Source organism: Paraferrimonas sedimenticola (assembly GCF_002282855.1).
In the GTDB taxonomy this organism is placed as follows: domain Bacteria; phylum Pseudomonadota; class Gammaproteobacteria; order Enterobacterales; family Shewanellaceae; genus Paraferrimonas; species Paraferrimonas sedimenticola.
The window spans coordinates 170,987-193,946 of record NZ_NRIR01000004.1 but is presented as its reverse complement, the minus strand read 5'-3'; the positions used below and the strand labels follow the sequence as shown (position 1 = coordinate 193,946).

Sequence of the window (22,960 nt, the reverse complement as noted above, 5' to 3'; positions counted from 1 at the left end):
GAGGATAAAGACTTAGAACATGTTAGCGCCGTTTGGTTCAATTCGCCGGAAAGAAGGCGCCCAGTACCGCAGCTCGGCTCGCGCCGGTAACCGCTGGTAAATTTGAGGTTTTCCCTTGCTTGTATTGCTTGGCCAGCCAAGCAAACGCAATCGCTTCAACCCATTGTGGGTCAATACCTTCGTCAGAGCTTGAGACCAGTTCAAAGCGCGCTAAGCGCTCGTCTAAGCGTTTCATTAGCTCGGGATTTAGCGCACCACCACCGCATACTAACACCTTGCCTTTGTTGGCCAGCTGTAAGCAGGCATCAGCAATAGAGGCGCAAGTGAGGTCGAGCAGGGTCGACAACAAGTCTTGCTCGCGCATGTGGATGAATTCGGATAGCTGCTGTGACAACCAAGCTTGGTTAAACAACTCGCGGCCGGTGCTCTTGGGGTATGGCTGAGCGAAGTAGGGGTGTTTAAGCATGGCTTGCAGCAACTGAGGATCGCTATCACCACTGGCGGCCAGTTCACCGTTGACGTCATAAGCTCGGTCGAAGTTCTGGCGACAGTAGGCGTCCATCAAGGTATTGCCCGGGCCTGTGTCAAAGCCTATCACATCGTCATCGCTACCAATTGGTGGAATGTAGGTCAGGTTGGCAATGCCACCTATGTTGATGATGATGCAAGGGTAGTCACGGGCGGCAAACACGTTTTGGTGAAACGCTGGTACCAGTGGCGCGCCTTGGCCACCAAGGGCCACGTCCTTGCGGCGAAAATCGGCAATAACGTCCATTCCGCAATGCACCGCAATAGTGTTGGGATCGCCAATTTGCAGACTAAAGCCCTGTTCTAGTTCGGGCATGTGGCGCACGGTTTGCCCGTGAGAGCCAACGGCGATGACCTGGTCACGGGATACACCGGCTTTATCAATCAAATTGACCGCCGCTTCGGCAAATAGTTTGCCCACTTCGCGATCCAACTGACCGAGTCGATTGATTTCGTCGTGGCCCGGAGTGGTAATTTGGTGCAGCTTATTCAGCAGTCGCTTGGGAATGTGCTCGCTGTGCTGAGCGATTAACTCAGGCTTGTCTTGCTCAAAGCACACCAGCGCCGCATCGACGCTGTCCATGCTGGTGCCTGACATCAGGCCGATATAATACTGGGTCATTGGGCGGACGCCATTCTCACTTGAGTTTGTTGTTCCAATTGGGCGATCAAAGGCTTGGCCATGGCGAGGAATTTCTCTTTTTCCGACGCTTTAATCGGCTCGGATTTCGGCAGCTTGACGGTTCTTGGGTTGCGATGCACGCCGTTTACAATGAATTCGTAGTGCAAGTGAGCGCCGGTGACACGCCCGGTAGCTCCCAAGGTGCCAATGATCTGGCCTTGCTTCACGTATTGGCCTTTTTTCACCCTACGCTTACTTAAGTGTAGGTACTTGGTGGTATATGTGTCGTTGTGTTTGATGAACACATAGTTGCCGTTGAGCTTGCCGTAGGCCGACGCGACTACGCGGCCATTACCTGCTGCCTTAATTGGGGTGCCCACAGGTGCCACGTAATCCACGCCATTGTGGGGGCGTACTTTACCGGTTACTGGGTGCAAGCGACGGGGATTAAAGTTCGAGCTCACTCGAGTGAAGTCTACCGGTGAGCGCAGGAAGGCTTTGCGCATGCTGCGGCCTTCGCTGCTGTAGTACTCGCCATCGGTGTAGCGCACCGCGTCAAAACGCTCGCCTTGGTTGGTAAAGCTGGCGGCGAGAATATTGCCGTTGCCCACCGCTTGGCCATCGACGTATTTCTTCTCATACAACACAGAGAATTGGTCGCCTTTGCGAATATCTAGGGCAAAGTCCACGTCCCAACCGAAGATACCGGCCAGACTCATGATTTGCTTAGGCGTCATGCCTGCACCAACCGCCGCATTCCAAAAATTGGTGGTAATAGTAGCGTGTGCGAATTCTTGGACCAGTTCCACTGGACGCTTATGCATCTCTTCGGTCAGCTCGCCATCCACGCGGCTCACCGTCAGGTATTCGGTTTTAGAAACCTCATAGGTCAATCCCATGAACTTGCCGTCGTCGTCTTTGCGAATGGTGATAAGCTCACCCGGCATAATTTTTATCAGAGATTTTTTGGCTTTTTTTAACTGGGTCACATCGTGAGTGTCCCGCGGACTCAAGCCGGCGCGCTTAAACAGCTTGCCCAGCGAGTCACCGCTGCGCACTTGAAACTCTTCTTCGGTGATGTTTATCGACACTACGGGCTCTGGAGCAGTGTCTACCTCTACCGCCTCAGACGCAGGCTTGAGCGCTTGCGATGGCGAGTTCTGCGGTCGCGGGTTTTGCGGTGCCAAGGTGTAACTAGCGCTGTCGCTAGAATCCAAATCTAGTGGAATATCAATCCGTTGTCCGGGTTCTAGGGCGGCAGAGTCGCGAGAGGCTTCGGCGTCTTCTGAGGGTATCAGCATGACGAGAATAATGAGTCCTGCCGCAGCGGAAAGAAGCCATTGATGTGGCTTGGGCAGAGATTTGTATAAGATCACCAAGTTGCGCATGAAAATGAAAGAAAAGTCAGCAATTGAGTATTATTATCGAGCCTTAGTGTACACACTTTCATTTACACTGGCTAACAAGTAAGATTAACCCCCTTTTTTAGACAGAGCCCTCTTTGGAGCAAGCAATACAATGGCGGATTTTGACACCGTAATGGCAGAAATCAGACGCGGCACCGATGAAATTTTGGTGGAGTCTGAGCTACTGGAAAAACTCAAGGAAAAGCGCCCACTGCGCATTAAGCTTGGAGCGGATCCAACTGCCCCGGATATTCATCTGGGTCACACCGTCATTTTGAACAAGCTGCGCCAGTTCCAACAACTGGGCCACGAAGTCATTTTCTTGATTGGTGATTTCACCGCTATGGTGGGTGACCCTTCTGGAAAGAACAACACACGCCCGCCGCTGACTCGCGAGCAAGTACTGGCCAATGCAGAGACCTACAAAGAGCAGGTGTTCAAGATTCTGGACCCGGCTAAGACTCGTATCGAGTTCAACTCGAGCTGGCTAGAAGCCTTAGGCGCTGGTGGCATGATCAAGCTAGCCGCTCAGCAGACCGTCGCTCGTATGCTAGAGCGCGATGATTTTAAAAAGCGTTACGCCAACGGCACCGCGATTGCTATTCACGAATTCCTATACCCTCTGTTGCAGGGTTACGACTCAGTGGCGCTAAACGCCGACGTCGAGCTTGGTGGTACCGACCAGAAGTTCAACCTGTTGATGGGCCGCGAACTGCAAAAGGGCGAAGGTCAATCGCCTCAGTCGGTGATTATGATGCCATTGCTAGTGGGCTTGGACGGCGTTAAGAAGATGTCTAAGTCAGCCAACAACTACATTGGTGTGAGCGACGCGCCGGATGAAATGTTCGGCAAGATCATGTCTATCTCTGATGACCTGATGTGGAATTACTACGAGTTGTTGAGCTTCCGTCCGCTAACCGAAATCGAAGGCTTTAAACAAGCCATTGCTGAGGGTAAGAACCCGCGCGACGTTAAGATTCTACTAGCCAAAGAAATCATTGCACGTTTCCACGACGAAGCCGCTGCCGAGCAAGCCGAAGCTAACTTTATTGCTCGCTTCCAAAAAGGTGCCATCCCAGATGAGATGCCTGAGGTAGAGCTGGCGCTGGGTGAAGGTCTTGGTATTGCTAACCTGCTAAAAGATGCCGGCTTGGTAGCCTCGACTTCAGAAGCCATGCGCATGATTAAGCAAGGCGCGGTTAAGATTGACGGCGAGAAGGTGGCGGATCCTAAGACCCAAATCACTGCTGCTGGCACTTGTGTATACCAGGTCGGCAAGCGTAAGTTTGCTCGCGTTACTTTGAAGTAAGAGCTTTGAAATAAGAGCTCTGGTTTAAACCTACTAGCCAGCAAGACACAAAAAAGAGCGCATCATGCGCTCTTTTTTTGACTGTAACTACTGCTCAGGTGGCGCTTCGCCAAATACCGAGATGTAGGCGGCGTCTCTGAGTTTTCGCTGAATGTTGGCCGCCGCGGGGAAGTCTCCGCCTTTTTTGTTGGCCAGCACTTTGTCGACGCTAAAGTCGTCACCATAGGCGACCTTGTTCATGTCCTCGTCGATACGCAAGCTGATGCCCTCAAACGATCCGCCAAAGTAGGCTCCTTTGTTGGAAGACACCATCAGAATCTCAACACCGCCGGCACCGCCGCCAGCTTTGCCGCCAACGCCGGGACCTAGGGTGAGATCCGCTGAGCCACTGGCGCGAATTTTACCCTCGTACAAGCGATCTAGAGCCTCTTCGCTAAGCACAGCACCGACCGCGTTAACTTTCTGGGCACCGGCCAGCAATCCCAAGTGAACACTGTTGATTTTAATGAAGAGGGGGTCGCTCCAGTCGTGCACGTCGCGAACCAACAAAAGGCCTCGGCCCCACTGGGCGCCAACCACAAAGCCCGCTTGTCCGCCGCTGGGAATGATAAAGATGGCCTTTGCCACACCAGACAGGTTACGAACTGCAGCCCAGTGATCGGCGGTTAGAAAGACTTCCAAGTTTTGTTCAGTGAGCTCGGTCAGCTCAACCGCTGGGTTCTTATCGGCTTCTTCGGCCTTGGCCTGGCCGCTTAGACTGATTGCCATCAGGGCAATGATGAGTATTGGTTTCATTAATCGAGTTTCACTTTTACCGTCTTGTTACCTTCAAGTGTAGCCAGTGAAAGCTAAACCGCAGCTTAATAACTAGGAACTATTGTTTTATTGACGTTAATGTTTGGTGAGCGAATCCTTTTCACAAGGTGTTGCTTTGGTATGCATTTCCAGCGACGCTAGCAACAATCTTTTGAGCGCGATTGGCCTGAGCACTAGCACACTTGTTGCTTGACCCAGCCCAATCGAGATTTGGCATCATGGCTATCGCCGTCTGCGAAGGTACAGGGCGCCAAGGGCTATGTTTGCGCCGTCGAAACCCAGCTCTTGTGGTAGCAGTAAGGTTTGATTGTGTCCCACCCGCAGACGGATTCGGTCCAGCAGCACTGGGTTTTCGAATTCATCGCCGGCTAAGGCAATGGCATCGACACCTTCGTCTGCATCCAGTTGCTCGAGCCAGTTGGCCACAAAGTCGGCGAACGAATCGATAATGCCAAAAGCGACCTTGTCGAGTTGATCTGGGTCCGCTAAGCGATAACTCAAACAGGCTTGCAGGGATTTGTGCCAATTGATCTGCAGTACACCCTCGTGATTGCGACTTAGTGGATAGTCGATTCGAGGTGCATTGCTGGCGTTGTAACGCAATGCGCGGGCGATTAACGCGTCTTTGGCGATACTTGAGTCGGCGCTTTCACTAAACCCTAAGCACCAACTGGCGCTAGCCAAAAATGCACTAAAGCTCGACAGGTTGAACGAATGACTCAACACCTGCCATCGCGCTAATTGCTCAGGGAGTTTGCTCTGCAACTGGCGTACCAAGCGTTCGGCTGAATTGCCTTGTTGCTGCATCGATTGAATCAACTGGGCAGGGGTGGGCACTGGCGAGGCCAGCTGAACCAGCCATTGGTAATTTTGCTGGCTGTCCTGGTAGAGCAAGCCCGACAAGCCGCTACAACTGAGGTACAAAGCGCCTAGCCTGTGATTGTCCTCTTGGATGACTTGCGCCGCATGTAATGCACAAGCGGCATGCCAGCTCGGTCCAGCTGAAGGGTGAGCCGGCTGGTGGCTAAGGCTAACCCGCCCTTTAGCCCAGTGAGCTTGGAAGTCTTTAACACTAGCATGCTCGTGTAAGGGCTCGGTCGAGACACTAATTTGCGCACTGGCCTGTCGATGCCTAAGCGCAATCGGATGTTCGCCAAAACTGCCGATAAGGCTGGGTTCAAGCCCAGAAACAGTCGCTACCCCAACAAAGGCGACGCCTTTATTCGCCAGTAGTTGCGACAGTTTAAGGGTGACCAAATCATCGGCAAACTGACATTGATATAGGCTCCGCGGTAGTTGATTATGCGCGGCGAAGCCCGGGTTTACGCTGGCGATGAGCGCGGGCTTTTCTAGACTGCTCAAACGCTCGATGGCCTGGTTGGATACCGCAAAGGCGTGGTTAATAGCCTCTAGGCGACAAAACAGTAAGCGTTGACAATGGCTGGGAATCTGCTCTGGTAAATAGAGTTCAACTTGCCCCCACAGAGTTTCAAACTGGGCATGCCCCACAGCGAATAATTGTTTTAGCGGCACCGCTAAGCCGCTAAGGTCTTCTCCGTACGCCGTGATAACCGCTTGAGTTTGCACCTCTGTTTTGGGACTGCACTGGCGGCAGTTGGCTTGCCAGGGCTTATCGGCCAGTACCGCATCGGCGCAGTCTGGGCAAAAGGCAGCTTCGCTGGTGGCTTGTGGCAATGGGCTCGACTGGGTGGTAATGGTGTCGATGGCTTTGATTTGAGCTCGCTTGAGCCAACAGGATAAGGGAAGCTTGGCACCGAGCTCATCGGCGAGCTGGCCTAATTCGGTTTTATCGCCTTGTGCCTCTACAGCGTATTGGTTGTGATCATGGCTAATGCCAACCACTAAGGGGTGTTTTAGCGCTTGATTGAGCGCTTGTTGATAGCTAGCGACCGGGCGCTGGCAATCAAATTCGAATCTCAGCTTGTTCATGCTCTTCGCTCAGGTAATGGGCCGCGCTGGCGGACACTTGGTCAATGGAAAGCTCTTGTTGCAGCTGGTGTTCTACCTGCAAACAATTGAGGTAGTTGAGCAGGGTACGCTCCATGGTAGGTACGGCTTCGCGCACCGGTGTGGAGAGCTCAAAGCTCATACTGTCGATCACCTTAGGCACTACACCGAGCACAAAGGTTGGCGGACGATCGCCCACCATGTCCATCATGTTCAGCGTCTGTAGCATCTCGACTTCGTGGGCGGAGCCTTGCCAGTCCACCTCACTGGGTGCTTTGTCGAAATCAAACCAATAGACTTCGCCGGGACGTGCGTTGTTGGCGTTGACGGTATCGATAACAATTAAATGGTCGTATTGGGCAATCAATGGGATTAAGGCGTGAGCAAGGGTGCCACCATCGACTATGTCTAGGGTTGAAGCGCCGCTAAAGCGATATTTGCGCTTGAGCAACTGAACCATGTGCACGCCGATACCCTCATCGCCGTAGAGCAAGTTACCTATCCCGAGGACGAGAATGCGTTTGCTTTGAGTCATGGCTCATCTTCCTGTTTTTTTTATACTTCTTAAAATAAAAAAGCGGCGCGTCACTAGGAGTGTGTGAGCGCCGCAGACGCGTGCTAATCCCTTTTCATGGGGTGGTAGTCGTACCCAGAGACAATCGAGTCGACCGAATTGTGCTTAAACCGGATGCCCGTCCACACGGCCATGTAGACATGGACCAGTATGAAGATAATGAACACCCAAGAGGCGATGTGGTGCCACTCGCGTACCGCGGCCAAGCTACCCATCCACACCAGCATCCACTCGTTGATGGTCCAGGCGATACCGCCGAGGCCTTCGTGGTAGACGTTAGCATGCAGCGCCAGCCCAGATAAACACATGAACACTATCACCAGGGTTAGTCCGAAATAGGTGACAAACTGTAGCGGGCCATAAACGCCAGCTTTGTTGAGCTTGCCAATCCACATATAGGACTTGATTTGAGTTATCCAGCTCTTCGGATTTACCACATCTTTGACCGAGCGACGTTCAATATCGCTGCGACTAAAGAAGTACAGATAAGCGCGGGCTAGAGTCACGGCTATCAGCACAAAGCCACTGATCAGGTGGGCAAAGCGCACCCACCCTTGAATCAGATTGTCCGAGCCGCCGTAAGCGGTCAGAAATGGCCAGGCGATGTAAAAACCGGTCACCAATAGCAAGATGATGGCGGCAAACCTGAGCCAGTGGCAGATGCGGATCACCGGCGAGAATATCTTATCTCTAGAGTGGGGGATCGCATGTTGCATACTTACCTCCTTACACCGCGACCGGTGCCACTTTGTACTCAGACAATTCCTGTCCTTTGTAATCCATTACATGCACCGCGCAGGCCATGCATGGGTCAAAGGAGTGGATAATGCGGATGATTTCTAGCGGCTTGGTTGGGTCTTCCACTTTCAGACCAATCAGGGATGCCTCATACGGACCTTTGACGTTATTCGCATCGCGAGGCCCAGAGTTCCAGGTGGTGGGTACCACCGCTTGGTAGTTCTCGATCTTGCCGCCTTTAATGCGGATCCAATGACTCAGCAGTCCACGTGGCACTTCGTTCATCGCATGCCCCACGTACTCTTTGTCGGGGTCGATAATAGGCTCTACGTAAGTGGACTCATCGGATTGAATGTTGGTCAACAGAGCGTCAAAGGTGCGCAGTGCGTTGTCGCAAATAATGTTGGTTTGCAGCAAACGCGCGGCGGTGCGACCTAGGGTAGTAAACAAGGCTTCTACTGGCAGACCGGTGGCTTCGAGCAAACCGTTGACCGCGTTAACAACTGCGGGGGTGCCTTTGGCGTAGTTGACTAGCAAGCAGGCTAACGGGCCGACTTCCATGGGTTGACCGTTGTAACGCGGCGATTTCACCCAAGAGTACTTGTTGTCGTTATCCAGGGTTGGCAGGCGACCGTAGACTGTATCGCGCTCGATAAAGCCGGTGTAGTTCGGCTCGGTGACACCATCGTACGGATGGCGACTTGGGCCGTCTTGATACCAGGCGTGGGTTACGTCTTCTTCAATCAGGCTTGGGTCGACTTCTTGCACATTGGCCAAATCACCGTTGGTGATAACGCCACCTTCAAACAACCAGCCATCGCCCATGAAGAAATCTGGCGTGGCCAAGAAGTTCTTAACGCCTAAGCCACCTAGCACACTTGGCTCGGTCTTGTAGGCTTCAGCGGCCATCAGCACATCTGGTAGATAAGCACGCTGAATAAAGTCGTGCACTTGATGGAACTTGGTTTTCCATTCTTGCAAACGAGCCGGGCTTAGCACGTCGCGTACGCAGCTAACACCGCCAACCACCAGTGACTGTGGATGAGGCTGCTTGGCGCCAAAGATGGCCATCATCTCAGCGGCGACCCGTTGTACTTCTAGCGCTTTGAGATAGTGACTAACGGCGATTAGGTTTTGCTCCGGGGTCAGCTTGTAAGTGCCCGCACCCCAATAAGCATTGGCAAATGGGCCTAGCTTACCGGTTTCGACAAAGCCTTGAACCCGTTCTTGCACTGCTCGCAGCTCACCTTCACCAGCATTGATTGGCTTGTCGGTGTATTGCAGCGCCACTTGGGCCGCTTTAGCCGGGTCTGCGCTCAGTGCTGAGACGATATCCACCCAATCCAGCGCGTGCAGATGGTAGAAGTGCACCATGTGGTCGTGCATGTACAAGCTGGTTTGCATTAGACTGCGCACCAACTTGGCATTCAGTGGGATCTCTACACCAAGGGCGTTTTCCACCGCTTCGGTGGCACAACGGTAGTGGGAGAAGGTACACACACCACAGATGCGCTGCGTGATAAGTCCAGCGTCTAGCGGGCTGCGGCCTTTGAGAATCACCTCGATACCGCGCCATAAAGTGGAGGAGGACCAAGCGTCGGTGATGACGTTGTTTTCATCTACCTCGACTTCGACGCGCAGGTGGCCTTCGATTCGAGTGATTGGGTCGACGACTACGCGATTACTCATGAGTTATCCTCCTTGTTGGCAAACACACTGGCAACGGCGTGTGCGCCGATACCTACTGCGGTGACCCCAAGCGCAACCGCGCCAATGCGATCTGCTGTCGCGTCTAAACTGTGTAAATCTCGGCGGCCCAATGGCTTTTCGAAATCCGCCATGGCGTCCCAAAAACTCGGCTCGGAGCAGCCAATACAGCCGTGTCCGGCTAGTACTGGCCAACTGGTGTGGTGGTTAAAGCGTTCGGTTGGGCAGTTGTTGTAGGTGTAAGGCCCTTTACAGCCCACCTTGTACAAGCAGTAACCCTGTTTGGCACCTTCATCGCCAAAAGTCTCAACAAACTCGCCGGCATCGAAGCGACCGCGGCGCTCACAGTTATCGTGCACTCGTGCGCCGTAGGCCCACTTGGGTCGGTTGTACATGTCGAGCGCTGGCAAACGGCCAAACATGATGTAGTACATCAAAGTACCGACAATGTTTTTCTCGCTTGGAGGACAGCCGCCTAGGTTAATCACAGGCTTGCCAACTACCTGACCAACCCCTTTGGTGCCGGTTGGGTTAGGCGCTGCTGCCTGCACGCCGCCAAAGGAGGCGCAAGTACCAACGGATACGATAGCCGCGGCTTTGTCTGCTGCTTCTTTGACTATGTGCAATCCGGTGTGACCTTTGCAGCCAACGGTCAGGTACTTACCGTTGTCCGCGGTTGGCACACCACCTTCAACCGCGAGCAGGTAACCGCCAGGGTAGGTTTCCATGGCGTGCTCTAGATTCTCTTCGGCTTGCCAACCGGCAGCGGCCATCAGAGTTTCGTGGTATTCAAGGGATATGTGGTCAAACAGGAGGGTGTCAATGGTGGGCGTGTCACAGCGAATCAGTGACTCAGAGCAGCCGGTACATTCGGCCAAATGCAACCAAATCAGCGGCACCCTATCAGCGACTTCAGCCGCCTCTGCCAGTAGTGGACTGAATTGGATGGGCAGCGCCAGCAGGGTGGTCATCGAAGCGGTCCATTTCATGAACTCCCTGCGACTAATGCCTTGCTTACTTAGCTTATCCTTCAGTGGGGTGGCCTTTAAAGGTGGCAGCGATTTAAGCATTGCCACTCTTTGTTGGCAGCGTTCTAACAGTGCGTCATATTGCCCCATAGCGACTTCCTCACAAAACAGACAAAAGTTGTTTACATGAGTCATTCTAGGGTCAAACAAATGCGCAACTTTTGACCTGCATCAAACGCGCATCGACCGAAAGGTGACCTGAATCAATAATTAGCTAACTACTTTGATGGAATTAGAGTTTTTACAAACCTATAACGAGAATGTTGCGCACAAGATACAAAAAAGCCCGACGCGGGTAGCAATCGGGCTTTCAGAGCAATGGCTTGCGGGTTAGCGAACCCTTATTAAGTGTGGGTTAAAGTGCGGCGAGCTCTGCCTTTTGCTCGTTGAGCTTGGCGATGCTGGTTTGCATCTCTTCAAGCTTTGCGCGCTCTTTGTCGATGACCGCAGCCGGTGCCTTGCTAACGAAGTTTTCGTTGTTCAATTTACCTTGAGTGCGAGCCATGTCTTGGCTGAGTTTATCGATTTGCTTGTCGATACGAGCCACCTCGGCTTCAACGTCAATTAGGCCGGCCATCGGAATCAGTAGCTCCATTTGGCCTACTAACTGAGCCGCGGACATTGGCGCTTTCTCGCCTTCGCCTAGCTCTTGGATGCTCTCTAGGTTCGCAAGCTTGAATAGGAAGCTCTGATTGGCGTTCAAAATTGCCTTATCGCTGTCGCTCGCACCACGCACCAAAGCGTTCAGCGGCTTAGACGGCGCAATATTCAGCTCGGCACGAACCGCACGAACCGCAACAATCGCCGCTTTGAGCCACTCAAGCTCGGCCATCGCCTGCTCATCGACTTTGGTTTCATCGAATTGCGGGTAGGCCGCTAGCATAATCGACTCGCCTTCAACGCCGGCCACTGGCTTAACTCGATCCCAAATGCTTTCGGTGATGAAAGGCATTACAGGGTGCATCAGTCGAAGCAAAGCTTCTAGCACGCTAATCAGGGTGTTGCGGGTACCGCGTTGCTGCGCTTCGCTACCGTTGGCCAACACAGGTTTGGTGAGTTCTAGATACCAATCGCAGAACTGGTTCCAAGTGAATTCGTACAAGGCATTGGCGGCCATGTCGAAGCGGTAGTTATCGATAGACTCGGTAACCGACTTAACCGTTTGGTTAAACTGGCCCAGAATCCAACGGTCCGCCAGACTTAGCTCCATATCGCCGCCATCACTTGCGTTAGTGCCGCAATCTTGTTCTTCGGTGTTCATCAACACATAGCGCGACGCATTCCACAGCTTGTTGCAGAAGTTGCGATAGCCATCGAGACGGTTCATGTCCCAGTTGATGTCGCGACCGGTGGACGCCATGGCGGCCAAAGTAAAGCGCAGCGCATCGGTACCATGGGCATTAATGCCATCAGCAAACTCTTTGCGCGTCGACTTTTCGATCTTCTTCGCCAGTTGCGGTTGCATCATGTTGCCAGTGCGCTTTTCAACCAGGCTTTCTAAATCGATGCCGTCAATCATGTCCAGCGGGTCTAGTACGTTCCCCTTGGACTTAGACATCTTGTTGCCTTGTTCATCGCGAATCAGGCCGGTGACGTAAACCGTTTTAAACGGAACCTGCGGCTTGCCGTTATCGTCTTTACAGAAGTGCATGGTCATCATGATCATGCGGGCAACCCAGAAGAAGATGATGTCAAAACCCGTCACCAACACGTCGGTTGGGTGGAAGGTCTTAAGCGCATCGGTATTCTCAGGCCAGCCCAAAGTACCGAAGGTCCACAGCGCTGAACTAAACCAAGTGTCCAGTACATCGTCGTCTTGGCGCAGAACCACATCAGCGCTCAAACCATTTTGCTGACGCACTTCGTCTTCAGAGCGACCAACGTAGACCTTGCCAGATTCGTCGTACCAGGCCGGGATACGGTGACCCCACCACAGCTGACGTGAGATACACCAGTCTTGGATGTCGTTCATCCAAGCGTTGTACATGTTTTCGTACTGCTGAGGTACGAACTTGATGTCGCCATTGGCTACGGCTTCTTTCGCGGTTTTCGCCATGGGTGCTACTGCCACGTACCACTGGTCGGTCAGCAGAGGCTCGATAACCACACCAGAGCGGTCACCGTAAGGCACCATCAGGCTGTGGTCGTCGATTTTTTCCAGAAGACCCAAGTGCTCGAATTCCGCCACGATGGCTTTACGAGCAGCGAAGCGCTCAAGGCCGGCAAAGGCTTCTGGGATGCTCAGGCTGATGTCGTTATTAATGGTGCCATCAGAGTTGATGATTTCCGCTTGCTCGCGCACATCAGCGTTCTGAGTAAAGATGTTGACCATCAGCAAGCTGTGGCGCTTACCCACTTCGTAATCGTTGAAGTCGTGGGCCGGAGTGATTTTCACACAGCCGGTGCCTTTTTCCATGTCGGCGTAATCATCACCCACAATTGGAATGCGACGGTTCATGATTGGCAGAATAATTTCTTTGCCAATTAAGTCTTGGTAGCGCTCGTCGTTTGGATTAACCGCAACCGCCGAGTCACCCAGCATGGTTTCAGGACGAGTGGTAGCTACAACTACATAGTCTTTGCCGTCTTTGGTCAGCGCGCCATCCGCCAGCGGATAGCGGAAGTGCCACATGTGGCCATTCTTTTCTTTATTCTCAACTTCTAAGTCAGAAATCGCAGTATGCAGTTTCGGATCCCAGTTAACCAAGCGCTTACCGCGATAGATAAGGTCGTCTTGGTACAGGCGAACAAACACTTCTTGAACCGCTTTGGAGAAGCCTTCGTCCATAGTGAAACGCTCGCGATCCCAATCGACCGAAGCGCCCAAGCGACGAAGCTGTTGAGTAATAGTCCCGCCAGAGTGGTTTTTCCACTCCCATACCTTGTCCATAAAGGCATCGCGGCCAATGTCGTGACGGGACTGGCCAGACTCGGCTTCCAGCTTGCGCTCAACCAACATCTGAGTCGCAATACCGGCGTGGTCAGTACCCACCTGCCAAAGGGCATTTTTGCCTTTCATCCGCTGATAACGGGTCAAGGTGTCCATGATCGTATCTTGGAACGCATGCCCCATGTGCAAACTGCCGGTCACATTCGGCGGCGGGATCATGATGCAATAGTTGCCCTGGCTGCTATCACCAGAAGGCTTAAAATAACCTTTCTCTTCCCACGCTTTGTAGAGCGCTTGCTCAAGCGCCTGCGGATTATAGGTAGTATCCATAAATCTCGGTCAATCTCTAACGGCTGAAGTCATAAAATGAAACGGCACATTATGCCGCAAAACCGCAGCAAAGCCTATAGCTGGTGGGGGATTAGAGAGTGTGGTTAAGCATCCCACGTCGGGCCGCTCTACAACGCGACTCGTCCCTGAGCCGCCTTTCCAGCTCGACTCCTGTCTCGCGTTTAGGGCTTTCGCCCCTCACCCCTGTGCGCTTTACGGTCGTTCCATACGACCGAAACCCTCCTTAGGGATGCTTAACCACACTCTCTTCAGCTCCAGACAACGTCGTGTTTGACTCTATGGCGAAGGTTGAGTTGGTGAATTGCAGCAGGTGTTTAACTCTAAAGGGATGGCCTAAAGGGATCAATATCAGACAGTTGCAGGATTGCTGTGGCACGGAATTAGCTCCTTGCGCACATCTAAGCGTTGGCCGGTAGGGTAGACCGGCGAAAGGGAAACCCATCACAGGGCATCGTTTGTAGGGAACAAACGTTGAGCGGATAGGGGTGAGAAGCGCGAGCTTCGAACGCGAGACAGGAGTCGAGCTGGAGGAGCAGCACACGGATGTGCTGCGTCTAGAGCGTCCCTGTGATGGGGTTCCCGTCAGCCGAATACCCTACCGGCCAACCGCCAAGACCAAGGTTGCCAACCGCTGGCTATTTCCCATCCAAGACCGAGCGAGCTCCAGTGACCGCGGTGCCTACCACCTCTGGGAATTGGGTGTCGGCGACGACTTCGGTGAAGCGTGGGTAGCGGCCGCCGAGTTCGGAGCCGATCATCATGAGTTCAGCGACGCCGGCTTGGTCGAGCTCGACCACCATGTAAACCACTCGGCGGGAGAGGGCCATGAAGGTGGCTTCCGGTTGGAATTTTTCGATCATTCGGCCCACAACTGGACCTGGTCCGCCGGGGCGTTTTTCTATCTTTTTGCCTTTCTTTGGGGTGACGATTACTTCCACTAGGTATTTCATACGAGATCCTTATCTTTGTCAGCGATTTGAGCGCAGCGAATTGCGCAGGAAAAGCTTAGAAGATAGGGCCTTTTTTGCCAGTTTTGCCCCTTCCGAATCTGCATAGCTGGCCATATTTGTCATCGCTAAACTGGCGCCAATTAAATGGTCCTGTTGAAAGGTAATACGAGTATGAATACAAAAGGTCGATTTGGCGCTATCAGTTTGAGTGTGTGCGCCGCAATGTTCTCTCTTGGGGTAGCGGCAAGCGATGCGAACCCTTATGCCAGCGCTGCCGAGTTGGGCTTACAGCAAGGATTCCCGCCAGCGCCCGAAGCCCAAGTCACCAAAGACAATGCGCTGCTGTTCGCACCTTACAATCGCTGGTCCTATCAAAACATGCGCATGTTTTATCCCAGCGCCAACATAGAAAACCCGACGACAGCCTCGGTCATTGAAAAGTCTATCGATTCAGGACTCGACAAACTTAGCATTCAAAAGGGCGAGTCGGAGCAGATGGTCGATATGCAGACCTATTTGCGCGAGACCTACACCGATGCTCTAGTGGTGGTGAAAGGCGACAAGCTGGTTTACGAAAACTACCAAAACGGCATGGGGCCAAATAAAGCCCACCAAATGATGTCGGTGACCAAGTCCTTTGCGGGTCTATTGGCCTTAATGGCTCAAAGCGAGGGGAAACTTAACGAAGACAAGCCGGTGACCGATTATCTGCCCGAGCTAAAAGGCACTGCGTTTGACGACGCTAGCCTGCGACATGTAATGGACATGACAAACTCCATGTCGTTTTCCGAGGTTTACGACGACCCTAACTCTGACATAGTGCAATACGCGACTGTGCTCGGTTGGTTCTCAGAAATGGAAGGGGTGGACTACTCGAATAGCTTGTACGAGTACCTGAAAACCTTAAAGAAAGATCCAGAGCTTAAGCACGGCGAAGTGATGGAGTACTCAACCCCGAAAACCGATGTGATCAACTGGATCACTAACCGAGTCAACGACAAACCTTTCCAGCAAGACATGGCAGAGCGGTTGTGGGCCAAGCTTGGCACCCAAGGTGAAAACTACGCTTTGTTGGATAAAACTGGAGTGCTGGTGGCCGGTGGCGGTCTTAATGCATCCCCTATGGATCTCGCCCGCTTTGGCATGATGATGGTCAACAAGGGCCAGTTCCAAGGCGAGCAAGTGGTGGCGCCAGAAATCATTAATGACATCGCGGACGGCGCTTCAAAACAAGCCATGGCCAAAGGCTCTTCTGCTTATGGCATTTATGCTGGTGGTGATTGGAGTTACCGCGCTCAATGGTGGGTGCGTCACACTGAAGGCAAAGAGGCCATCATGGCCATCGGTATTCACGGCCAGTGGATCTATCTGGATTTAGAACGCGAAGTGGCGATTATCAAGCAAAGCTCGCAGCCAGAATCCAGCACCAACTATTACGACGAGTACACGATTAACGGCTTTGATGCGATTGTTAAACACCTAAGTGAGTAAACACTTAAGTGAGTAGACACCTAAGTGAATAGGCTCCTCTGCGAGTACGTACTTGCGTGAGCAAGCACCCGCTGTGATATGAGGTACATTAAAAGTCGCCGACAGCTTTTTTGTCGGCGACTTTTTAATGAGGTGATTTTGTGCGCGAAGTGAAAGTGGTGGACTACAACTCGCAATGGCCAGCCATGTTCGAGGCCGAGCGTGACTTGTTGTTGAATCGGCTTGGTCAGCTGATTCATCGAGTGCATCACATCGGCAGTACGTCGGTGCCGGGACTTAGGGCCAAGCCAGTGATTGATATCATGCTGGAGGTGGAGTCGCTGCAAAGTTTAGACGCCCATCAAAGTGAATTTGAATCGCTTGGGTATGAGGGCTTAGGCGAAAATGGCATTTCTCGACGGCGCTATTTCCAAAAAGGCGGCGACGATCGCACCCACCAAATTCACGCCTTTCCAATAGCTGACGAGCACGTGACTCGTCATTTGGCATTTCGCGATTATTTAATCGCTCATCCCGACGTTAAGCTCGCTTATCAAGAGTTAAAACAGCGAGTAGCGGCCCAGTGCGATAACGACATTGAACGCTATTGCGATGGCAAAGACAGCTTTATTCAAGAGCATGAAGCCAAAGCGTTGCTTTGGTATTCACAAAGATAGGGCGCCTAAAAAGAACAAAGCCAAACTCGAGCATTTTAAAGCAAGGTTTGGCTTATGGGTTTGTGTGGAGAACTACAACGCAGCCAACAGAGCTTCTGCTTTGCTGACCTCAAAGGTCTTAGGCGGTTCCACATTGAGCTGAGTGACCACCCCGTTGTCGACTATCATGGCGTAGCGCTGCGAGCGCACCCCACCAAAGTTACCCGAATCCATGCTTAGTCCAATCGCTTGAGTAAAGCTCGCATCGCCGTCGGCCAACATTCTCACCTCACCGGCACCGGTAGTATCGCCCCAAGCTTTCATTACAAAGGCGTCGTTCACCGAAACGCACACTATCATGTCCACGCCTTTGGCTTTGAACTGATCCGCGAGAGCAATGTAACCCGGCAAGTGTTGCTCTGAGCAAGTCGGCGTAAATGCACCAGGTACGGCAAATAGCACGACTTTCTTATTGGCAAAAAGCTCAGCGGTGTCGTGGCTGGAAAAGCCCTCGGCGGTTAGCTCGCTCAAGCTGGCGTTGGGAAGAGGTTGTCCTTGTTCAATCATGACGGGTTTCCTTATTTAGCAATTGTCTTTAGTGTAGAGCTAAAGCCTTGCGAAAAACACCGAGAAATATTAAGGATTTAGTATGGGGCTAAGGACGGAAACCGAAACCTTGATGAGCTGCATCGGGATTAACCTGATGTTCGTGGTGCTGTGGTTTATCAATCTGGGTCTTATGACGGTGGGAGACAGCCAGTCTTTGCTGGGCTTCATGTCGATAGTGTTTATTTTTCTATTGCCGCTGGGAATTATCGCCAGCTACCTTTGGTCGCTTTTCGCTTTACTGCCTGTGAGTTACTACTGGGCGCAGACTCTGATGTTTAACTGCCGCAGTACCCAAATCAAACTAGCCCTGTCCTTGATTTACCTGATTGCTACGCCTTGTTTGCTTTGGTGGCAATTCGACTCCTTATTTGGATAGTAAAAAGATGGCTGATAAAAAAGGTGGTTAATGAAAAAGGACCGCATTATGCGGTCCTTTTCGATGGGTTAATCGGCGTGATTATTCACCGACTTCAATTTCTGATTTGTTGATCAAGTACTGAGTCAGAATAGGTACCGGACGACCGGTAGAGCCTTTGTTCTTACCTGAGTTCCAAGCGGTACCGGCACAGTCGATGTGGGCCCAGTGGTACTTCTTGGCAAAGCGAGATAGGAAGCAGGCTGCTGTGATGGTGCCAGCCGGACGACCACCGATGTTTTGCATGTCTGCAAATGGGCTTTCAATCTGCTCTTGGTACTCGTCCCACAACGGCAGACGCCAAGCGCGGTCACCGCACTGCTCGCCAGCATTGAGGATTTCGTGTGCCAAAGGATTGTGGTTCGACAGCAGACCACTGGCGTGGCTACCCAGTGCAATTACACAAGCGCCGGTCAGGGTCGCGGTATCGATAACCACTTCTGGGTTGAAGCGATCCACATAGGTCAGCACGTCACACAACACCATACGACCTTCCGCATCAGTGTTTAGCACTTCAACGGTTTGTCCGCTCATGGTAGTGATGATGTCGCCTGGACGATAGGCTTTGCCGTCAGGCATGTTTTCGCATCCGGCCAAAATCGCAATCACGTTGATTGGCAGTTCAAGCTCAACCACAGACTTCATCATGCCCAACACGCCGGCAGCGCCGCCCATGTCGTACTTCATTTCGTCCATGCCTTCGCCAGGCTTTAATGAAATACCACCGGAATCGAAGGTCAGGCCCTTACCGATAATTACGATTGGGCGGGCGTTGGGGTTTTTAGCGCCTTGGTAGTTCATCACAGTCATTACTGACTCGTTCTCTGAACCACGACCAACCGCAAGATAGGAATTCATATCCAGCTCGGCCATTTGCTCTTCACCCAAAGTGGTGACATCAAGCTTGTCGCTAGTTTCGGCCAATTGACGAGCTTGGGAGCCCAAGTAGGCAGGGTTACAAATGTTTGGTGGCATATTGGCCACGTCGCGACACATTTTCATGCCTTCAGAGATGGCCAAACCGTGGTTGATGGCGCGCTCGCCAACCGGTAACTCGCGACGAGTCGATACGTTGAACACCAGCTTGCGCAGCGGGCGACGAGTTTCGTCTTTCTTGCTCTTTAGCGCATCGAATACGTACAGGCTGTTGGCCGTTGTTTCGACGGCTTGACGCACTTTCCAATATGTGTCGCGGCCTTTAACGTGCAACTCGGTCAAAAAGCACACAGCTTCCATTGAACCGGTTTCGTTAAGGGTATTGATGGTTTTGGCGATGATTTGTTTGTACTGGCGCTCGTCGAGTTCACGCTCTTTGCCACAACCGACCAATAATACCCGCTCGCTCAATACGTTAGGTACGTGGTGCAGTAATAGCATTTGACCGGGTTTACCCTCCAGATCACCGCGGCGCAATAGGTTAGAGATGTAGCCGTCGCTGATCTTATCCAGTTGCTCAGCGATTCCGGATAAGCGACGTGGTTCATAAACGCCAACAACAATACAAGCAGAACGTTGTTTTTCCGGACTACCGCTCTTAACATTAAACTCCATGAGCACTCCTAGATTGTTAAAGACATGGACTGTTTATTATTAGATAATGGCGGCCATTAGCTCGCCTTTGGTCCGATGACTTTAAACCGTTTTTCTTTATTTATTATTATTCGGGTTAGCGTCCGAATAGGGTTAGTTTTAGATAGAAAACTATCGAAAGTCGTAGGTTTACATAAAAGATAGGCTGTTTCCAGCAAAAAACAAAGTTAAGTGGTCAGATACTGGTCGTGATCTTATTTAGATACTTGATAAAAGAGGTATTAAAAGCCCAAGCCGCGGTGCTTTTCGTGCTTCTTGCCATCTTTATTAGCCAAAATTTTGTACGAGTTTTGGCCGATGCCTCTGAAGGGCAATTTCCCGCAGGCCTAGTGGCCACCATCATGGCGCTTAATTTGCCTTGGCTGTCAGCGCTGATTGTTCCCCTGAGTTTATTTTTGGGCGTGTTATTGGCCCATGGTCGAATGTACGCCGAAAGCGAAATGACAGTGATGCACGCGGTGGGTGTTTCCGAGTGGTACGTAGCTCGAGTGACCTTGCTGTTGGCCGTGGTCAATATGGTGTTCGCCGGCGCTCTGTCGATTTACATCGCTCCTTGGGCGCAAGAGAAAGAAGCGCAAATTCTTGAGAAAGCTCGCTCTGAGGCCGGACTCGCCGCTCTAGTGCAAGGGCGTTTTCAGCAAGCGGCCAATGGCCAAGCGGTTATTTTCGTTGAAAAATTGGATAAGAACTCCAACTTGGAGCGAGTATTCGTAGCGCATTTGCCCAAAGACACCGAAGAGGGCGAAGAGCCAGACGCGCCATCAGTGGTAGTCGCTAGTAATGGTCAAATTCTTGAAGATCAATACGGTTCGCAACGATTGCGCTTGGAAAACGGTGTTCGTTATCAGGGCGCGGTTGATAGAGTCGACTACCAGGTGACTGAATTTGGCGACTATCAGATGCAGATTAAAGAGCAGGCACAAGAGGAGCGTCGCCGTCGTCTATCTGCACTGCCTGTGTCCGAATTGACGCAAATTGAATCCAGTGAAGCCAATGCCGAGTTTCATTGGCGCTTGGCCATTCCACTGGCACTGCCTGTGATGGTGTTAATGGCGGTACCACTGGCTCGAGTGAATACGCGTCAGGGTAAGTTCGCCAAAATGGGGCCTGCAATTTTGCTGTATTTGGGTTACTTCGGCCTGCTGGTGGCGGGACGAAAAGCGTTGGAAGACGAAGTTTACCCTGGTGAGCTTGGGCTTTGGTGGGTCCACGCGTTGGGACTGGTTATCGCCTTTATGCTGATTGGGCGAGATAGGCCTTTGGGGCTTAAATTACTCGGAATTGTTACCGGTCGAGGGCGCCCAGCATGATGAAGATCCTCGATTGGTATATTGCTCGCATTCTGCTGTCGACCTCGGCGATTACGCTGCTTATTCTCACTGGGTTATCCGGCATCATTAAATGGGTGGATCAGTTTCGCTTAGTGGGTCGCGGTACTTACGGCATGATTGATGCGCTGATTTACGTCATGTATTTGGTGCCTCGTGACGTTGAAATGTTCTTCCCGATGGCGGTGCTGCTCGGTGCTTTAATTGGTATCGGTATGATGGCGCAAAGTTCGGAATTAGTGGTAATGCAGGCCTCTGGCTGGTCGCGCTTCGAGGTGATCCAGTCGGTGATGAAAACCGCCATTCCCTTAATGATTATGGTAATGGCGCTAGGCGAATGGGTCGCCCCAGAGGCCGAGCGCACCGGGCGTGAGCTGCAAGCCAATAAAATCCACGGTGGTAGCCTAATTAACTCAAAGCGCGGGACTTGGGCCAAAGACGGTGACTTGTTCGTCAATATCACCGAGGTGGAAAGCGCGACTTTACTAAAAGGCGTGATTCAATACCGCTTTGATGACAATCAGAATCTGGTGCAAGTGGTAGCTGCCGACGAGGCCGAGTTTATCGATGGCGTGTGGAAGATGCGCGGCGTTAAACTCACCGCTTTGGAAGAGGAGCAAGTTAACCTGCAACAGGTGGAGCAACGCGATTGGCACTCAAGTTTGACGCCGGACAAGCTCAGCGTGGTTTCGGTGAAGCCAGAGGCACTCTCTATCAGTGGCTTGATGGGGTACCTCGACTACCTTAAGGACAATAAACAAGACCCGAGCCGTTATGAGCTTGCCCTGTGGCGCAAGCTCATGCAGCCGGTCACCGTAGCGGTAATGATGCTAATGGCGCTGTCGTTTGTGTTTAGCCCAATTCGAACCTCGACCATGGGCGCTCGAGTCTTGATTGGGGTGATTGCCGGCTTTAGCTATTACGTCTCCAGCGAAGTGCTGGGAACCGTGAGTCTAGTGTATCAATTGCCACCGGCAATTGGCGCCGTGGCGCCTAGCTTACTGTTCACCGGGATAGCGGTCTGGTTGCTCAGGCGCTAACAAAAAACGGAGCCAATCGGCTCCGTTTTTAATGCAAGAAAGGTTACACCCCTTGCCAGTTTTTAAGTTGATTGGCCTCTTGCGACAAGACCACCACTTCGGTTTGGCATATGGTGTCTTGCAGCGCCAACTTGTCTTTGCTGAGCAAAATAAACAGGTTGCCCAAGCCCAGCAGGCTGGCAAACACTCGGGTAATAGCGCGCGGTAAACTAATACACTGGCCGTTAGGGTGCTGAACCTTCAAGCGCCAAGCGCGCATACCAAGGGTCTGACCGCCACGGCTCCAAAACCACACGTAGAATCCCACCACCCAAAGCAGTATCCAGGCTTGATAGCTGGAGTGAAGATTTGGGTGCTGGCTGATGTAGCTGGCCAGTTCGGCTTCGCCCGGGTTGATGACACCGCTGGAAGCCATGATGGCGATAATGGCAAAACCCAGTGCACCGGCAACCATGTAAACGGCGGCAGCGATCAATGCATCGTAGATAATGGCGCCGAAACGGCGCATAAAACTGGCTCGGGGAAAGTTGGCGTGTTCGAAGTTACTCATTGGCCTGTTACGTGTTACAACTTAGTGGCCTGAGTGTATCAGAAGCCAATCGTGCGGGGCAGCCACAGTTAGACAAAAAACGCGCCGAAGCGCTCGATAAACCAATCTATTGTCAAGAATACCAAGCTTGTCTATTGAGCGACTGTTGAAGGTTTTCTGATGACTCCTCAATGGCTTGAAACTGCCGCTGAATAGTTAATTCAGTCCAACGGAACATTTTTTGCCCGATCGAACATTTGGTCGCTTGCTATATTTAAGTTTGTGGATATAATGCTCCCCATCGCTTCAGCAAGCTGATTCGATAATGCCAGAGTGGCGAAATTGGTAGACGCAGCGGATTCAAAATCCGCCGGTGGCAACACTGTGCCGGTTCAAGTCCGGCCTCTGGTACCAAATTCTAAAAAAAGCACCCAAT

Annotated in this window: 19 protein-coding genes and 1 tRNA gene; 7 read left to right on the top strand and 13 right to left on the bottom strand. The window is 52.1% G+C overall.

Translation table 11 applies throughout. The annotated features are described in order from the left end of the window. Positions 1-37: 37 nt before the first annotated feature. Both CLC93_RS08895 and CLC93_RS08890 read right to left on the bottom strand, forming a co-directional pair. A complete protein-coding gene (locus tag CLC93_RS08895) occupies positions 38-1,150 on the bottom strand; it encodes an anhydro-N-acetylmuramic acid kinase (protein ID WP_095505609.1) in 1,113 nt (370 codons plus the stop codon). Then, positions 1,147-2,538 carry a peptidoglycan DD-metalloendopeptidase family protein gene (locus tag CLC93_RS08890; RefSeq protein WP_095505608.1) on the bottom strand — a complete coding sequence of 464 codons (1,392 nt, stop codon included), beginning with the start codon at positions 2,536-2,538 and terminating at the stop codon, positions 1,147-1,149. Before CLC93_RS08890 ends, CLC93_RS08895 begins: the two co-directional genes overlap by 4 nt. Positions 2,539-2,668: 130 nt before the next feature. Between CLC93_RS08890 and tyrS the strand changes: the two genes are divergently transcribed. Then, entirely contained in the window at positions 2,669-3,865 is a 1,197-nt protein-coding gene (tyrS, locus tag CLC93_RS08885) for a tyrosine--tRNA ligase (protein ID WP_095505607.1), read from the top strand. 87 nt (positions 3,866-3,952) lie between these two features. On the opposite strand, the gene CLC93_RS08880 is transcribed toward tyrS, so the two are convergent. From CLC93_RS08880 to CLC93_RS08845, 8 genes are all read right to left on the bottom strand, one after another. Then, positions 3,953-4,660, bottom strand: a complete 708-nt coding sequence (locus tag CLC93_RS08880) for a lipid-binding SYLF domain-containing protein (RefSeq protein ID WP_095505606.1) — start codon at positions 4,658-4,660, stop codon at positions 3,953-3,955. A gap of 243 nt (positions 4,661-4,903) precedes the next feature. Further along, positions 4,904-6,631: a Kae1-like domain-containing protein gene (locus CLC93_RS08875; RefSeq protein ID WP_095505605.1), complete on the bottom strand. Its 1,728-nt coding sequence runs from the start codon at positions 6,629-6,631 to the stop codon at positions 4,904-4,906. After that, positions 6,606-7,184: a HyaD/HybD family hydrogenase maturation endopeptidase gene (locus tag CLC93_RS08870; protein ID WP_095505604.1), complete on the bottom strand. Its 579-nt coding sequence runs from the start codon at positions 7,182-7,184 to the stop codon at positions 6,606-6,608. Before CLC93_RS08870 ends, CLC93_RS08875 begins: the two co-directional genes overlap by 26 nt. A gap of 83 nt (positions 7,185-7,267) precedes the next feature. After that, complete coding sequence (cybH, locus tag CLC93_RS08865) at positions 7,268-7,939, bottom strand: Ni/Fe-hydrogenase, b-type cytochrome subunit (RefSeq protein WP_095505603.1); 672 nt, start codon at positions 7,937-7,939, stop codon at positions 7,268-7,270. A 10-nt stretch (positions 7,940-7,949) separates the two neighbouring features. Further along, the gene (locus tag CLC93_RS08860; RefSeq protein ID WP_095505602.1) at positions 7,950-9,650 is read right to left on the bottom strand and encodes a nickel-dependent hydrogenase large subunit; all 1,701 of its coding nucleotides are present in this window, start codon (positions 9,648-9,650) and stop codon (positions 7,950-7,952) included. Continuing rightward, on the bottom strand, positions 9,647-10,738 hold the full coding sequence (hyaA, locus tag CLC93_RS08855) for a nickel-dependent hydrogenase small subunit (RefSeq protein WP_425439845.1): 1,092 nt from the start codon (positions 10,736-10,738) through the stop codon (positions 9,647-9,649). Before hyaA ends, CLC93_RS08860 begins: the two co-directional genes overlap by 4 nt. A 313-nt stretch (positions 10,739-11,051) precedes the next feature. Beyond that, complete coding sequence (locus CLC93_RS08850) at positions 11,052-13,916, bottom strand: valine--tRNA ligase (RefSeq protein ID WP_095505601.1); 2,865 nt, start codon at positions 13,914-13,916, stop codon at positions 11,052-11,054. Positions 13,917-14,572: 656 nt separating this feature from the next. Continuing rightward, a complete protein-coding gene (locus CLC93_RS08845; RefSeq protein WP_095505600.1) occupies positions 14,573-14,887 on the bottom strand; it encodes a hypothetical protein in 315 nt (104 codons plus the stop codon). Between the two features lie 171 nt (positions 14,888-15,058). Here CLC93_RS08845 and CLC93_RS08840 point away from each other — a divergent pair, with 171 nt between their 5' ends. Further along, positions 15,059-16,378 (top strand): serine hydrolase domain-containing protein, encoded by a 1,320-nt coding sequence (locus CLC93_RS08840; protein WP_095505599.1) that lies wholly within the window; start codon positions 15,059-15,061, stop codon positions 16,376-16,378. A 140-nt stretch (positions 16,379-16,518) separates the two neighbouring features. Then, positions 16,519-17,034 carry a GrpB family protein gene (locus tag CLC93_RS08835; RefSeq protein ID WP_095505598.1) on the top strand — a complete coding sequence of 172 codons (516 nt, stop codon included), beginning with the start codon at positions 16,519-16,521 and terminating at the stop codon, positions 17,032-17,034. A 72-nt stretch (positions 17,035-17,106) separates the two neighbouring features. On the opposite strand, the gene CLC93_RS08830 is transcribed toward CLC93_RS08835, so the two are convergent. Continuing rightward, positions 17,107-17,580, bottom strand: coding sequence for a peroxiredoxin (locus CLC93_RS08830; protein ID WP_095505597.1), 474 nt, complete (start codon positions 17,578-17,580; stop codon positions 17,107-17,109). Between the two features lie 82 nt (positions 17,581-17,662). Between CLC93_RS08830 and CLC93_RS08825 the strand changes: the two genes are divergently transcribed. Beyond that, positions 17,663-17,998, top strand: coding sequence for a hypothetical protein (locus tag CLC93_RS08825; protein ID WP_095505596.1), 336 nt, complete (start codon positions 17,663-17,665; stop codon positions 17,996-17,998). Between the two features lie 81 nt (positions 17,999-18,079). Here CLC93_RS08825 and pepA read toward each other — a convergent pair whose 3' ends face one another. Continuing rightward, on the bottom strand, positions 18,080-19,588 hold the full coding sequence (gene pepA, locus CLC93_RS08820) for a leucyl aminopeptidase (RefSeq protein ID WP_095505595.1): 1,509 nt from the start codon (positions 19,586-19,588) through the stop codon (positions 18,080-18,082). 227 nt (positions 19,589-19,815) lie between these two features. On the opposite strand from pepA, the gene lptF reads away from it, so the two are divergent. Both lptF and lptG read left to right on the top strand, forming a co-directional pair. After that, positions 19,816-20,937 carry an LPS export ABC transporter permease LptF gene (gene lptF / locus CLC93_RS08815; protein WP_095505594.1) on the top strand — a complete coding sequence of 374 codons (1,122 nt, stop codon included), beginning with the start codon at positions 19,816-19,818 and terminating at the stop codon, positions 20,935-20,937. Beyond that, positions 20,937-21,995: an LPS export ABC transporter permease LptG gene (lptG, locus tag CLC93_RS08810; RefSeq protein WP_095505746.1), complete on the top strand. Its 1,059-nt coding sequence runs from the start codon at positions 20,937-20,939 to the stop codon at positions 21,993-21,995. Before lptF ends, lptG begins: the two co-directional genes overlap by 1 nt. Before the next feature lie 43 nt (positions 21,996-22,038). Here the strand turns inward: lptG and CLC93_RS08805 are convergent, their stop codons facing one another. Next, positions 22,039-22,545 carry an RDD family protein gene (locus CLC93_RS08805; protein ID WP_095505593.1) on the bottom strand — a complete coding sequence of 169 codons (507 nt, stop codon included), beginning with the start codon at positions 22,543-22,545 and terminating at the stop codon, positions 22,039-22,041. Positions 22,546-22,851: 306 nt separating this feature from the next. On the opposite strand from CLC93_RS08805, the gene CLC93_RS08800 reads away from it, so the two are divergent. After that, positions 22,852-22,938: transfer RNA gene (locus CLC93_RS08800), tRNA-Leu, on the top strand. Positions 22,939-22,960: the final 22 nt, after the last annotated feature.

Bases quoted from the DNA above. Each gene is read 5' to 3' on its own strand.
- CLC93_RS08890 (WP_095505608.1), bottom strand. From the start codon at position 2,538: ATGCGCAACTTGGTGATCTTATACAAATCTCTGCCCAAGCCACATCAA.
- CLC93_RS08875 (WP_095505605.1), bottom strand. From the start codon at position 6,631: ATGAACAAGCTGAGATTCGAATTTGATTGCCAGCGCCCGGTCGCTAGC.
- CLC93_RS08830 (WP_095505597.1), bottom strand. From the start codon at position 17,580: ATGATTGAACAAGGACAACCTCTTCCCAACGCCAGCTTGAGCGAGCTA.
- CLC93_RS08870 (WP_095505604.1), bottom strand. From the start codon at position 7,184: ATGACTCAAAGCAAACGCATTCTCGTCCTCGGGATAGGTAACTTGCTC.
- pepA (WP_095505595.1), bottom strand. From the start codon at position 19,588: ATGGAGTTTAATGTTAAGAGCGGTAGTCCGGAAAAACAACGTTCTGCT.
- CLC93_RS08840 (WP_095505599.1), top strand. From the start codon at position 15,059: ATGAATACAAAAGGTCGATTTGGCGCTATCAGTTTGAGTGTGTGCGCC.
- CLC93_RS08850 (WP_095505601.1), bottom strand. From the start codon at position 13,916: ATGGATACTACCTATAATCCGCAGGCGCTTGAGCAAGCGCTCTACAAA.
- CLC93_RS08880 (WP_095505606.1), bottom strand. From the start codon at position 4,660: ATGAAACCAATACTCATCATTGCCCTGATGGCAATCAGTCTAAGCGGC.
- cybH (WP_095505603.1), bottom strand. From the start codon at position 7,939: ATGCAACATGCGATCCCCCACTCTAGAGATAAGATATTCTCGCCGGTG.
- CLC93_RS08825 (WP_095505596.1), top strand. From the start codon at position 17,663: ATGGGGCTAAGGACGGAAACCGAAACCTTGATGAGCTGCATCGGGATT.
- CLC93_RS08805 (WP_095505593.1), bottom strand. From the start codon at position 22,545: ATGAGTAACTTCGAACACGCCAACTTTCCCCGAGCCAGTTTTATGCGC.
- hyaA (WP_425439845.1), bottom strand. From the start codon at position 10,738: ATGCTTAAATCGCTGCCACCTTTAAAGGCCACCCCACTGAAGGATAAG.
- tyrS (WP_095505607.1), top strand. From the start codon at position 2,669: ATGGCGGATTTTGACACCGTAATGGCAGAAATCAGACGCGGCACCGAT.
- CLC93_RS08845 (WP_095505600.1), bottom strand. From the start codon at position 14,887: ATGAAATACCTAGTGGAAGTAATCGTCACCCCAAAGAAAGGCAAAAAG.
- CLC93_RS08895 (WP_095505609.1), bottom strand. From the start codon at position 1,150: ATGACCCAGTATTATATCGGCCTGATGTCAGGCACCAGCATGGACAGC.
- lptG (WP_095505746.1), top strand. From the start codon at position 20,937: ATGAAGATCCTCGATTGGTATATTGCTCGCATTCTGCTGTCGACCTCG.
- CLC93_RS08860 (WP_095505602.1), bottom strand. From the start codon at position 9,650: ATGAGTAATCGCGTAGTCGTCGACCCAATCACTCGAATCGAAGGCCAC.